Origin of the sequence: Rhodococcus sp. 05-2254-6 (genome assembly GCF_002258565.1) — a bacterium.
In the GTDB taxonomy this organism is placed as follows: Bacteria; Actinomycetota; Actinomycetes; order Mycobacteriales; family Mycobacteriaceae; genus Rhodococcoides.
Map to the genome: position 1 here is coordinate 1 of NZ_NOZF01000009.1, position 12,980 is coordinate 12,980.

Annotated in this window: 10 protein-coding genes; 5 read left to right on the forward strand and 5 right to left on the reverse strand. The window is 64.4% G+C overall.

The window, feature by feature from the left end:
• Positions 1–181 precede the first annotated feature (181 nt).
• Positions 182–1,165: a sugar-binding transcriptional regulator gene (locus CH256_RS00775; RefSeq protein ID WP_094638970.1), complete on the reverse strand. Its 984-nt coding sequence runs from the start codon at positions 1,163–1,165 to the stop codon at positions 182–184.
• Between the two features lie 122 nt (positions 1,166–1,287).
• On the opposite strand from CH256_RS00775, the gene CH256_RS00780 reads away from it, so the two are divergent.
• The 3 genes from CH256_RS00780 to CH256_RS00790 are packed head-to-tail and all read left to right on the forward strand — an operon-like array spanning position 1,288 to position 5,359.
• Positions 1,288–2,142, forward strand: a complete 855-nt coding sequence (locus CH256_RS00780; protein WP_032379865.1) for an MIP/aquaporin family protein — start codon at positions 1,288–1,290, stop codon at positions 2,140–2,142.
• Positions 2,139–3,656: a glycerol kinase GlpK gene (gene glpK, locus CH256_RS00785; protein WP_094638845.1), complete on the forward strand. Its 1,518-nt coding sequence runs from the start codon at positions 2,139–2,141 to the stop codon at positions 3,654–3,656. Before CH256_RS00780 ends, glpK begins: the two co-directional genes overlap by 4 nt.
• Positions 3,653–5,359: a glycerol-3-phosphate dehydrogenase/oxidase gene (locus CH256_RS00790; protein ID WP_094668607.1), complete on the forward strand. Its 1,707-nt coding sequence runs from the start codon at positions 3,653–3,655 to the stop codon at positions 5,357–5,359. The genes glpK and CH256_RS00790 overlap by 4 nt, the downstream gene beginning before the upstream one ends.
• A gap of 60 nt (positions 5,360–5,419) precedes the next feature.
• Here the strand turns inward: CH256_RS00790 and glgX are convergent, their stop codons facing one another.
• Complete coding sequence (glgX, locus tag CH256_RS00795; RefSeq protein ID WP_094668608.1) at positions 5,420–7,462, reverse strand: glycogen debranching protein GlgX; 2,043 nt, start codon at positions 7,460–7,462, stop codon at positions 5,420–5,422.
• Between the two features lie 122 nt (positions 7,463–7,584).
• On the opposite strand from glgX, the gene CH256_RS27535 reads away from it, so the two are divergent.
• Positions 7,585–9,966, forward strand: coding sequence for an ATP-binding protein (locus CH256_RS27535; RefSeq protein WP_179271953.1), 2,382 nt, complete (start codon positions 7,585–7,587; stop codon positions 9,964–9,966).
• On the opposite strand, the gene CH256_RS00820 is transcribed toward CH256_RS27535, so the two are convergent.
• The gene (locus CH256_RS00820) at positions 9,960–10,346 is read right to left on the reverse strand and encodes a DUF5313 family protein (protein ID WP_068054424.1); all 387 of its coding nucleotides are present in this window, start codon (positions 10,344–10,346) and stop codon (positions 9,960–9,962) included. The two genes, CH256_RS27535 and CH256_RS00820, sit on opposite strands and share 7 nt — an antisense overlap.
• On the reverse strand, positions 10,343–10,795 hold the full coding sequence (locus CH256_RS00825; protein WP_094668610.1) for a MarR family winged helix-turn-helix transcriptional regulator: 453 nt from the start codon (positions 10,793–10,795) through the stop codon (positions 10,343–10,345). Before CH256_RS00825 ends, CH256_RS00820 begins: the two co-directional genes overlap by 4 nt.
• 245 nt (positions 10,796–11,040) lie before the next feature.
• Here CH256_RS00825 and CH256_RS00830 point away from each other — a divergent pair, with 245 nt between their 5' ends.
• Entirely contained in the window at positions 11,041–12,018 is a 978-nt protein-coding gene (locus CH256_RS00830; protein WP_179271956.1) for an alpha/beta hydrolase, read from the forward strand.
• Between the two features lie 2 nt (positions 12,019–12,020).
• Here CH256_RS00830 and CH256_RS00835 read toward each other — a convergent pair whose 3' ends face one another.
• The gene (locus CH256_RS00835; protein ID WP_094668611.1) at positions 12,021–12,971 is read right to left on the reverse strand and encodes a helix-turn-helix domain-containing protein; all 951 of its coding nucleotides are present in this window, start codon (positions 12,969–12,971) and stop codon (positions 12,021–12,023) included.
• Between the last annotated feature and the right edge of the window lie 9 nt (positions 12,972–12,980).

Consider the following 12,980-nt stretch of genomic DNA (forward strand, 5'->3'; position numbering starts at 1 on the left):
ATCGCGCTGCGCGCAGATTGCGCGAATGCTCTCGGCATAATCTTCGGGATTGTCACTGAATGTGCCGCGACGGGGAAATGTCGACGGCATCGGCACGGCGCTCACGTGAGGGAGGCGGTGTCCGCCTTTCCGGTTGTCATGAAGAAAAGAGTGACACGAGAATGGGGTGAGCGCAAGAGGGTCAGCCGCGCGACCGGAGGATCAACTGGGCCGCGCTGATGTCGTCGATGACGAGGTCGGTGATCAATCCGCCGCGCAGCGCGGCGGTGAGGGCATCGAGTTTCGACGCCCCGGCGACGATGCAGACTCGGCGTGGCACCACCTTGAGTCGGTCCAGGCTCGGTCCACTCGATCTGTCGTTCAACGCAATTCGATCGTGGCTGCCGTCGGAGCGCAGGAACACGGTGGCAATGTCTCCGACGACGCCGTCGCGCTGTAGCTCGGCTCGATCCTCGCGCTCGAGATAGCCGGCGCTGTAGACGTGACTCGGAACGGCACTGCTCATGACGCCGATGCTGAACACGGCGAGGTTCATCCGGTCCTGCAGTTCGAGTACTCGCTTGATGCTCCGCTCGCGCCACAGGTGTCGGCGGGTTTCGGGGTAGTCGAAGAACGCGGGAACTGGAAAGCCCTGCGCCACAGCGCCGTAGGCGTCGGCGAAGGTTCGGACGATGTCGGTGGCGTAGGAGACCCCGGTGGTGCGGGTGTTCGCTGCGCCGTTGAGCTGCACGACGGTCGAGTTGTGGGTTCGTTTGGGTGCGAGCTTGCGACTGACGGCGCTGACGGTGGTTCCCCAGGCGACGCCCATCACCATGTCGGACTCGAAGAACGACGTCAGCAATCGGCCTGCGAAGGTGGCGACGCGGTCGAGGCGCTGCAATTCGTCGACGGTTTCCGATACGGGAACGACATGTGCACGAATGTCGTACAGATCGGCGAAAGCCCGCTCGATTCGTGGCGCCTGACCGAGAGGGGTGGAGATCTTGATTTCCACCAGTCCCGATGCCCGCGCGAACGTGATGAGCCGGGAGACCGTCGAACGAGATACGCCCAGCTCACGACCGATCGCCGCCATCGTCATGTCCTGGAAGTAGTAGAGGCGGGCTGCCTGGGTGGCATGGCCGGTCCGCAGATCCGATTCGGGTGCGATGCGTTGGTCCGTCACCATCGCCAGTGTACGACCGCTTTGCACATATGTGCATCAGCTGTGCAACGCAGTGCAGGCCGTCTACCGTGGCAAACAGCACGCAATGTGGCGTGCATCACCAACTTTGCGGAGGCTACACAATGGCTCGTAAGGAACCGGAATGGGGACTGCCGGCGCACATGGCTGCCGAGTTCGCCGGAACCATGATTCTCATTCTGTTCGGCGTCGGCGTCGTCGCGCAGGTCGTCTCGGGCGGTGAATCGGGAAGTCTCGGAGACCACGACTCGATCGCCTGGGCCTGGGGGCTCGGCGTGATGTTCGGCATCTACGTCGCGGGTCGGATCACCGGCGCGCACCTCAACCCCGCGGTCACGATCACGTTCGCACTCTTCCGCGGATTCAGCTGGAAGATGGTTGCGCCGTACATCCTCGCGCAGACCGCAGGTGCCTTCGTGGCCGCGCTGCTGGTGCGCTGGAACTACAACGACATGATCAACGCAGTGGACCCCGGCCACACCACCGCCACCCAGACGATCTTCTCGACGCTTCCCGGTAACGGAACTCTGCCGGTCAGCGTGTCCTCGGCACTGATCGACCAGATCATCGGTACCGCGATCCTGCTGTTCCTCATTGTGGCCGTGACCGATTCGCTCGGCACCGCGCCGATGGCCAACATGGCACCGCTGATCGTCGGCCTCATCGTCGTCGCCATCGGTTTCGCGTGGGCCACCAACGCCGGCTACGCGATCAATCCGGCCCGAGATTTCGGACCTCGCCTGGCGTCGTACATCACCGGATACGGTGGAGCCTGGCGAGATCAATACGGCGGCCTGTACTTCTGGGTCCCCATCGTCGGACCTCTCGTAGGCGGACCGATAGGAGTGTTCCTGTACGACCTGCTCATCGGAAAGAACCTACGCAAACAAGAAGGTTCGACGCCCGAGCCGCCATCAAGACTCCCAGCAGACACCCAGACCACAGGAGAGAAGCCATGACCGAGTTCGCAGGAAAGTACGTCGCCGCGATCGATCAGGGAACCACGTCTTCACGCTGCATGATCTTCGATCACGCGGGCACCGTCGTCGCGGTCGATCAGAAGGAACACCAGCAGATCTTTCCGCAGGCCGGTTGGGTCGAGCACGACGCGTCGGAGATCTGGGACAACGTGCGCGCCGTCGCGGCCGGTGCCATGGCCGCAGCGGACCTGACGCGCGAGGACATCGCCGCAGTCGGTATCACCAACCAGCGCGAGACGGCGCTGGTGTGGGATCGTGCGACGGGCAAGCCGATCTACAACGCCATCGTCTGGCAGGACACCCGTACCGATCGCATCGCCACCGCGCTGGGCGGGGGCGATGCCAACAAGTACACCGCCAAGACCGGTCTGCCCCTGGCCACCTACTTCTCCGGCCCCAAGATCAAGTGGATCCTCGACAACGTCGACGGTGCACGGGCGAAAGCCGAAGCGGGAGAACTGTGTTTCGGAAACATGGACACCTGGGTGCTGTGGAACATGACCGGCGGTGTCGACGGCGGGTTGCATTACACCGATCCGACCAACGCCTCACGCACCCTGCTGATGGATCTCGACTCCCTGCAGTGGGACGAGAGCATCTGTGCAGACATGGGCATTCCGGTGTCGATGCTGCCCGAGATCCGCTCGAGCTCCGAGGTGTACGGAACCGGCCGTGAGCGCGGACCGTTCAGTGGAGTGCCGATCGCCGGCATCCTCGGCGATCAGCAGGCAGCGACCTTCGGGCAGGCCTGCCTGTCTCCCGGTGAAGCCAAGAACACCTACGGCACAGGCAATTTCGTGCTTCTCAACACCGGTACCGAAAAGGTGATGAGCAAGAACGGTCTGCTGACCACGGTCTGCTACAAGATCGGCGACCAGCCGACGGTGTACGCGCTCGAAGGTTCCATCGCCGTGACGGGCTCGTTGGTGCAGTGGCTGCGCGACAACCTGGGCATGATCTCCTCGGCCGCGGACATCGAGACCGACGCCCGGTCGGTGGACGACAACGGCGGTGCCTACTTCGTCCCCGCCTTCTCCGGTCTCTTCGCCCCGCACTGGCGATCGGACGCCCGCGGTGCCATCGTGGGATTGACGCGCTTCGTCAACAAGGGGCACCTGGCGCGTGCCGTTCTCGAAGCCACCGCATATCAGACGCGTGAGGTGATCGAGGCCATGAACGCCGACTCCGGCGTCGATCTCGAGGTGCTCAAGGTCGACGGCGGCATGGTGGTCAACGAACTGCTGATGCAGTTCCAGTCCGACATTCTCAACGTCGACGTGGTCCGTCCCGTCGTGGCCGAAACCACTGCTCTCGGAGCGGCTTACGCCGCCGGACTGGCCGTAGGCTATTGGGAGAGCGAAGACGACATTCGCCAGAACTGGGCCGAGGACAAGACATGGACCCCGTCCATGGACGAAGACCAGCGGGCGAAGTTGTACGCCGGCTGGAAGAAGGCAGTAACACGAACTCTCGATTGGGTTGATGAAGAATGAGTTCCACCACAACGGCCATGAGTCCCCAGGCGCGCGCAGATGCGCTGGCGAGGATGGAAGCCGAAGAGCTCGACATTCTGGTGATCGGCGGCGGCGTCGTCGGTGCCGGAACTGCACTGGACGCGGTGACCCGCGGATTGAAAGTGGGTCTGCTCGAAGCGCGTGACTACGCGGCCGGCACGTCCAGCCGCTCGAGCAAGCTCTTCCACGGCGGTCTGCGCTACCTCGAGCAGTTCAACTTCGCGTTGGTGTTCGAGGCGCTCAAGGAGCGTTCGCTGGTACTGAACAAGCTGTGCCCGCACCTCGCTCGCCCGGTGCCGTTCATCTATCCGCTCGAGAAGGTGATCGACCGTCCGTACGTCGGGCTAGGCATCGGCGTGTACGACGTCATGGGTGCCGGACGCGGCGTCCCGAGTCACCACAAGCACCTCGGCAAGAAGAAGACGCTCGAGTCCTTCCCGTCGGGCAAGCGCTCGGCGATCCGCGGTGCGGTGAAGTTCTACGAGGGCCAGGTCGACGACGCTCGGCACACGATGATGCTCGCTCGTACCGCGGCCGCCTACGGCGCATTGTGTGCCAACAGCACTCGCGTCACGGGCTTCCTTCGGGAGGACGACAAGGTCGTCGGCGTCGTGGCGAGCGACCTGGAAACGGGCCGTTCCTTCGAGGTGCGGGCCAAGCAGGTCATCAACGCCGCCGGGGTGTGGACCGACGAGGTGCAGCAGATGGTCGGTGGCCGTGGCCAATTCCAGGTTCGCGCCTCCAAGGGGGTGCACCTGGTGGTGCCGCGCAACCGCATCAACAGTGCCACCGGCATCATCACGCGGACCGAGAAGAGTCTGCTGTTCGTCATCCCGTGGGGTAGTCATTGGATCATCGGGACCACCGATACCGACTGGAAGCTCGACCTGGCTCACCCGGCCGCGAGCCAGAGCGACATCGACTACATCCTGGGCCACGTGAACAAGTTGCTCGCCGATCCGTTGGACCGCACCGACGTCGTCGGCGTGTATGCCGGACTCCGCCCGTTGCTGTTCGGCGAATCCGATTCCACCAGCACCCTGTCCCGGGAACATGCGGTGTCCAGCCCGGTCCGCGGACTGACGGTCATCGCCGGTGGCAAGTACACCACCTATCGCGTGATGGCCAAGGATGCAGTCGATTCCGCGGTGCACGGACTCGAACGCACGGTACCGAAGTGCGTCACCGAGGACATTCCGCTCGTCGGTGCCGACGGCTACCTCGGCGCGTTCAACTCCCGCGCTCTGACGGCCGAACGCACCGGTATGCGCGTCTCACGCGTCGAGCATCTGCTCGGCCGGTACGGCACTCTGATGGGTGAGCTGCTGGACTTGATCGACGCCGATGCAGAGCTCGGAAAGCCGCTCGAGAGTGCACCGGAGTACTTGAAGGCAGAGGTGGTCTATGCGGCCAGTCACGAAGGCGCGCAGCATCTCGACGACATTCTGACCCGTCGGACCCGAATCTCGATCGAGGTTCCCGATCGTGGTGAAGCGGCGGCCATCGAGGTGGCTCGTCTGGTTGCACCTATCCTCGGGTGGGACGATCAGCATGTTGCCGAGGAAATCGAGCACTACCGGCTCCGCGTTCTGGCAGAACGGGATTCGCAGGAGCAGCCCGACGACGACACCGCCGATGCAGCTCGGCTCGGAGCACCGGACGTGCGCGCCGGGGTGAGCTGAGACGAACAATGGCGGCAGTCCTCGTGACGAGGACTGCCGCCATTGTCGGCTGTTGCGGGGTCAGCCCTGCAGCAACGTGAACGAGTGTTCGCGAATCAGAATCGACGGCCCGCCTGCCTCGTATGCCTGATCGGGGTCGCTCGATGTCGACTGAGTCCAATGTCCCTTCGGCAGAGTGAATTCCACGGTGCCGGGCGAGGCGTTGACCATCCACGCGAACGACGCATCGGACTCACCGGCACGCATGAGGACAAGAATGCTGTGCGCATTGCCGTCCGACCAATCCTCGTCGGAGAGCTTCTCGCCGTCGGCGCGGTAGAAGTCGACGGTGTCCGGTCCGGCTCCTTCCTCGTCGGAATCGCTGTCGTGGCGGAACCACGTGGGGCGCAGAGCCGGGTGTTCGTCGCGTAGAGCGATCAAGTGGGTGGTGAAGTCGATGAGGTCCTGATCGGCTGTGCTCCAGTCGAACCAGGAGACCTCGTTGTCCTGGCAGTAGGCATTGTTGTTGCCGTTCTGCGTCCGGCCGAGCTCGTCGCCGCCGAGGATCATCGGCACGCCGGCCGAGAGCAACAGCGTCGCAAGGTGATTGCGCTGCTGACGGGCCCGGAGTGCGTTGACGCCCTCGTCGTCGGTCGGGCCCTCGGCTCCGCAACCCCACGAACGGTTGTCGGACTCGCCGTCCTGACTGTCCTCGCCGTTCTCCTCGTTGTGCTTGTCGTCGTAGGAGTTCAAGTCGGCCAATGTGAAGCCGTCGTGTGCGGTGATGAAGTTGACGCTGGCCAACGTGGGTCGACGAGTGCTCTCGTAGACGTCCGGGCTGCCCGTGACGCGCTGAGCCAGTGCCGGAAGTGCGCCGCTCTCGCCGCGCCAGAAGTCACGGACGTCGTCGCGGAACTTGCCGTTCCACTCCGACCAGCGGGCCGGGAAGCCGCCCACCTGGTAGCCCTGGGTGTCCCACGGTTCGGCGATGAGTTTGACCGGTGCGAGCGTCGGGTCCTGGTGAACCAGGCTTAGGAATGCGCTGTGCACGTCCAGGTCCGAGTCCTGACGCGTCAGCGTGCTGGCGAGGTCGAAGCGGAACCCGTCGACGTGCATCTCGGTCACCCAGTAGCGCAGCGAGTCCAGGATCAGTGCCAGGGCAGCGGGGTGACCGACGTTGAGGCTGTTGCCGGTGCCGGTGGTGTCGTAGTACGCGCTGCGGTCCTCGTCGACCAGACGGTAGTGCGAGCCGTTGTCGATTCCCTTGAGCGAGAGCGTCGGTCCGAGGTGATTGCCCTCGGCGGTGTGGTTGTAGACGACGTCGAGAATGACCGCGATGCCGTTCTCGTGCATGGCCTTGACCAATGCCTTGAACTCGTCCACCTGACCGCCGGTGTCGCCGCTGCTGCTGTACTCGTTGTGCGGTGCGAAGAAGCCGATGGAGTTGTAGCCCCAGTAGTTCCGCCGCCCCTCCTCGAGCAGATGCGAGTCCTGAACGAACTGGTGGATGGGCAGCAGCTCCACCGCGGTGACGCCGATGCGCTTGAGATGAGCGATCGCGGCGGGGTGCGCCAGACCGGCGTAGGTTCCCCGAATATCCTCGGGCACATCGGGATTGGTGGCAGTGAAACCTTTGACGTGTACCTCGTAGACGACCGTGCGATCGAGTGGTGTGCGCGGTGACTCGTCGCCGGACCAATCGAAGTTCGACTCCACGGCAACGGAATACGGCATGTGCGGGGCCGAGTCCTCGTCGTTGCGGGTCTCCGGCTCGGCGTGGAGGTGGCTGAACACCGATTCGTTCCAGTCGACCTGACCGGTGATGGCGGTGGCATACGGGTCGAGGAGCAACTTCGCGGAGTTGTGCCGCAGCCCCGACGCGGGATCCCATGGACCGTCGACGCGCAGTCCGTAGCGTGTACCCGGCGTGACGTCGGGAACCAGATCGTGGAAGACGTGGCCGGTACGCAGCGTCAACGGTGTTGTACTGCGCTCTGTTCCGTCTTCGTTCAGCACGACCACGGACACCGAGTCCGCGGTTTCGGAGTAGACGGCAAGGTTGGCACCGTCGTTCGACAGACGCGAGACGCCCAAGGGATACGGGAGACTTGATGAGAGGGGCATGCTCGCGGCAGTACCCCCGTGGGGGATCAGCGAAACGCCTGCATACCGGTCGTTCGGCTAGTATCGATGCCGAGATCGCGCCCGCCGGACTGGAGCGGAACGACAGTACGAAGGACGAGACGATGAATTCCCCACAACCCGATGGCAGTTCGGCCCAGCTGGACGAGCTGTTCCCGGGTGACAACGCCACCGACGCGCGATTCCGGGAACTGGACTGGACGGCGACCGATCTGGGGCCGGTGGAGAGTTGGCCGCAGGAGTTGGTGACCGCCGTCCGCACCGTCATGCCGTCGACGATCCCGATGTTGATCTGGTGGGGCCCGCATCTGGTGCAGATCTTCAACCACACGTACACCGATTTTCTCGGGGACAAGTTTCCGCAGGCCGCAGGTCAGCGGGCCAGCGAGAGCTGGTCCGAGATATGGGACGACGTCGGCGGTCTCTGCACCCACGTGGTCGAGGACCGCAAGCCCGTGCACGGCGTTCGGCAGCTGTTCGTCATGAATCGGTTCGGCTACCCCGAGGAGACGTACTGGACCTTCTCGTACAGCCCGATCTTCGGAGCCGGACGGACGGTGCTCGGCGTGTTCGTCGCCACGACCGAGGTCACGATGCAGGTACTCGGCGAACGCCGCATGCACGCGCTGCTCGCCCTGGGCTCACTGACGGGTGACGGCACCGAGGGGCCGGTAGGCATCTGTCGCGCCGCGGTCGAAACTCTGGGTGACGAGGCCCGCGAGTTTCCCCTCGTCGCGGCCTATCTGCGCCGCGACCTCGCCGAAGACGGGCAGCTCGATCACATCGCGACCTCGGGCGCACTCGGCTGCGACGACGCGACCTGGGACCTTGCCCATGTTCTCGACGTGTGCGACGGACGCGTTCCCTGCTCGACGGTCGAGATTGCCGGATCCGTCGCGCAGGCGGTCATCGTTCCGCTGACGCTCGCGGGACATGCTCAGCCCATCGGGGCCCTGTTGGTCGGAGTCGACGAATTTCGCGCCCGCGACGACTCCGTCGTGTCCTTCTCGATCGCGGTGGCCGAGCGGGTGTCCACGGCCTTGACCGCCTCGCATGCCTTCGAGATGGAGAGGCGACGCGTCGCGGCACTCGCCGAAGCCGACGAGGCGAAGACGCGGCTGCTCGAGAACGTCGGACACGAGTTCCGCACGCCGCTGACCTTGCTCGCCGGCCCGTTGGATTCGGTACGCGAGAGTGTCGACTCGACGCTGACCGACGTCGATCGTGAGTCGTTGGACGTCGTTCATCGTGCGTCGACTCGGTTGCGTCGACTGGTCGACGATCTCCTGGACGTGGTCAGCGCCGATGCCGGTCAGCTGCGTCCCCGGCTCGAACCCACCGACCTGGGAGCGGTGACGCGTGACTGCGCGTCGCTGTTCGAGGCGGTGGCGTCGGGCAAGGGTCTCGAGCTCGTGGTCGACGTAGCCGACGACGTCGTCGTCCTCACCGACGGTGAGATGTGGACGAAGATCGTGTTCAACCTCGTCGCGAACGCCGTCAAATACACGCCGGTCGGTCGGATCTCCGTGCGCCTGCGGACCGACAGCGACGTCGTCCGCTTGGTCGTTGCGGATACCGGCCTCGGGATCCCCGCGGAGGACCTGCCGCTGATCTTCGATCGATTCCATCGAGTCGAACGATCGGGTGCCCACAGCATCGAAGGATCCGGTATCGGACTGGCGCTGGTATCGGACCTGCTCACCGTCTTGCGCGGCCGCATCGACGTCGAGAGCGAGGCGGGCCGTGGCAGTACCTTCACCGTCGTGGTTCCGCGGCTGCCCGCCGAGGCGGCTGCAGCCGTCGAGCGGCCGGCCGCCCCCGCCGATTCGGTGTCGGCGATCTTCGCTGCGAGCGACTCGACGACGGTGACCACCGAGCGCGCAGACATTCTTCTCGTCGAGGACAACGTCGACATGCGCAACTACCTGGTACGCCTGCTGACCGACGAGGGCTGGTCCGTCACCACCGCGGGCGACATCGAGACCGCATTCGGCAGTGCTCGATCGACGATGCCCGGCCTCGTGCTCTCCGACGTTCTGCTGCCCGGACGCAGCGGTCTGGAACTCGTGGACGAGATCCGCCGCGACGACGCCTTGCAGCGGATGCCGGTGATCCTGCTGACCGCGCGAGCGGGAACCGACTTCGTGCTCGACGGGCTCGGGCGCGGGGCCGACGACTACATCGTCAAACCGTTCCACGACCGAGAGTTGGTGGCTCGAATTCGAGTGCACCTCGAACTCTCGCGCGTGCGCGAGCAACTGATCCAGGAAAGCGGCAACGAGGCCGCGACACTACGGACTGCGCTCGACACCCGCGGGTCCATCGGCCGAGCCGTCGGAATCCTGATGTCGGTGTACCGCATCGACGCGGACGCTGCCTTCGCACAACTGACCGAGCTCTCACAGAACACCAACCGCAAGACCCGCGACTTGGCGGCGATGATCGCCGACGATTTCACCGCCGGGCTCGACCGAGAGCGTCAGTGATTGCGGCGGTAGTTCTCTCGCTCGCGTTCCATCTCGGCCATCTTCTTCGGGCTCTTCAGATCGGCCGGTAGCCCGTGGATCTCGAGGCGTCGAGCGCGATTCTGATCCATGTAGGCGGCGGTGTAGAACAGCGCGAGCAGCAAACTGAGCAACACCATCGACGCGCGTAGCCAGATCGCTCCCGGAAACAGAACGAAGAATCCGATGAATATCGGCAGGAACGGGATCATCGACCGCAGGATGTGACGCGGTGTCGCTCCTGGGCCGACGAGGTCGCGTCGAACCCAATCCTGCATGGAGTCAGGCAGTTTGCGGCCGAGGACGGCGTAGCCCAGCCACTGACCGAAGCGCGGGCGGGTGCGGGTAGGACGAGTGTTCACGACAGTGCTCCTGCTGCGATGGCCGCGTCGTTCACGCGGGTGAGGACGCGTCGTAGTTCGTCGAGTTCGGCGAGTGACGCTCCGAGCTTCGAAACGACGGTGGGTGGAATCTTCTCGGCCTTCTTGCGAAGCGCGGCCCCGGCCGGGGTGAGCGCGACGAGTAGAACGCGCTCGTCCTCGGTGCTTCGATTGCGGGTGAGCAACCCCATCGACTCCAGACGCTTGAGAAGCGGCGAGAGGGTGGGGGAGTCGAGTTGCAGGGCCGATCCGATGGCTTTGACCGACATCGGCGATTCGCCCCACAGTGCCAGCATCACCAGATACTGCGGATGCGTCAGTCCCATCGGCTCGAGCAGTGGCCGATACACCGACAGCACGGCGCGGTTGGCGACGGCGAGCGCGAAGCAGACCTGGCGGTCTAGCGCGAGTGGATCTTCGGTGGTCGTCACGGTGCCCAGGCTACCAGGATTGGTTAGTGCACTAACTATTAGTGGACGAAGCGATGCTCAGAATACGGAACTGGATGCCCGAAAAGCGTTGCAAAGAAGGGTGAATGCTCGTGCGGTGATGTGTTGTCAGAGTCCCGGTCGGTCCGAATCGGGTGGATGTTCGTACGGCGTTCCATCCGGTCGGTTGCTGTGCAATGCTCCATGCAATTCGCCGTTCCCCTGTGACACATCCCGAGAGGATCGCCATGCGTCGTCGACGCATTTTCACCACGTTCGCCGTCGCCGCCGCGATGTCCGTGTCCTCGGTCGGCGTTGTCTCCGCCGATCCTGTTGTCTCGGCGGCACGGATTGTCGACACGTCGATCGCGTCCGACACCCTGCGCACGCTGAGCGTCGAATCGCCTGCGATGGGGGCCATTGTCGACGTGCAGGTGCTGACTCCGGCAGCGAAGACCGGATCGCGGCCGACGCTGTACATGCTCAGCGGAATCGGCGAAGAGGATCCGAACAACAGCATGTGGCTCCGCAAGGGCGGAGCAGCGGAATTCTTCGCCGACAGGAACGTCAACGTCGTACTGCCGCTCGCCGGACCGGGCAGCTTCTACACCGACTGGCAACGAGACGATCCGAAACTCGGCCGCTATCAATGGGAAACGTTCCTGACCGAGGAGCTTCCGCCGCTGATCGACGCGGCCGTGGACGGCAACGGACGCAACGCGATCGCCGGGCTGTCGATGGGGGCACAGTCGGCCATGATGCTGGCCGCACGTAACCCCGATGTCTACTCCGGGGTGGCGTCGTACAGCGGGTGTTTCGCCTCCTCGGAGCCGATGGGGCAGGCGAGTATCCGCGCGATCGTCGGAGCATTCGGCGGCAATGCCGACAACATGTGGGGCGGTCCTCTCGATCCTGCCTGGGCGCAACATGATTCGGTGGTCAATGCCGAAAGCCTGCGCGGCACCGACGTGTACGTCTCGGTGGGAACGGGAGCGCCGGGTCGCCACGAAAGTTTCGACAGCGCGTCGGCGCTCGACGTGGTGGTGGTCGGTGGTCTCATCGAGGTGGGCGCGAACTACTGCACCCATCGACTTGCGGATCGACTGAGTCAGCTGAACATCCCCGCGACGTTCGATTTCACCGAAACCGGAACCCACTCCTGGCCCTACTGGGTGGAACAACTGCCCAAGAGCTGGCCGACACTGGCCGGGTCGCTCGGGATCTGAGCTCACCCGCGGTTGGTGTCGCGAAACTCCTTGGGAGTGCACCCGAAGCGCGCCCGAAAGGCGCGGCTGAAGTGCGCCGGGTCGGTGAATCCCCACGATGCCGCCAGGGCTCCGATCGTGGTGCGAGCATTCTGTGGCTCGCACAGAGCCCGTTTGACGCCGTCGAGTCGCTGCATCCAGATCCACTCACTGGCGGTGCACGGCTCACCGGCAAACGCTCGATGCACCGTGCTCAGCGACAAGTGCAGGGAGGCTGCCACTTCCGTCACGGTCAGATCCGGATCTCGCAGCCGCGCCGTCATCGCACGCTTGATTTCGCCCAGCCGTTCGGACGCTGCGTAGGGTGCCGGCTTCTCGACCCCGGTCAGCCCGACCAGGCCTGCGACCAGGATGTACTCGACGCTCTGCGACACGGCCTCGGCCGACGCGGTACTCATGTCGGCGTCGTCCATGACCGACGAGATCATGCTCACGAGCAGTTTCCCGGCCCCTTGCCGTCCGGACACCGCCCGTGCGGTCAGTGAACCCGTGTCGCGGACGAGCGTTCGCAGCGTTGCGCCGGGGAGCATCAGCACGTACTGGGCAAACGGATCGTCGAAGCGAAGACTGTACGGGCGGGTGGTGTCGTAGAGCGCGAAATCTCCCGGTTCCAGGACCGCAGTTCGGTCGTCCTGGACGACGAACCCGGTCCCCGACGTCTGGACGCTGACCAAGAAGTAGTCGTCACTGGTTCGGGAGATACCTGCGGGCGTTCGTAGGACGGTCTGAGCTGTCGCAGACACTCGCGACAATCCGAGGGTCGCAAGTCCGGTCGACTCGATATGCCCGGTGATGGCCGACGCGTTCTCGGGAATCGTGCACTCTAGATCGACGTACGTCCGACTCACCGCAGCGGTCCAGAAGTCGACGCTGTCGGCCAGGTCGACGGAGTCGGTGCGCAGCGGATCGACCATGTCAGGTAC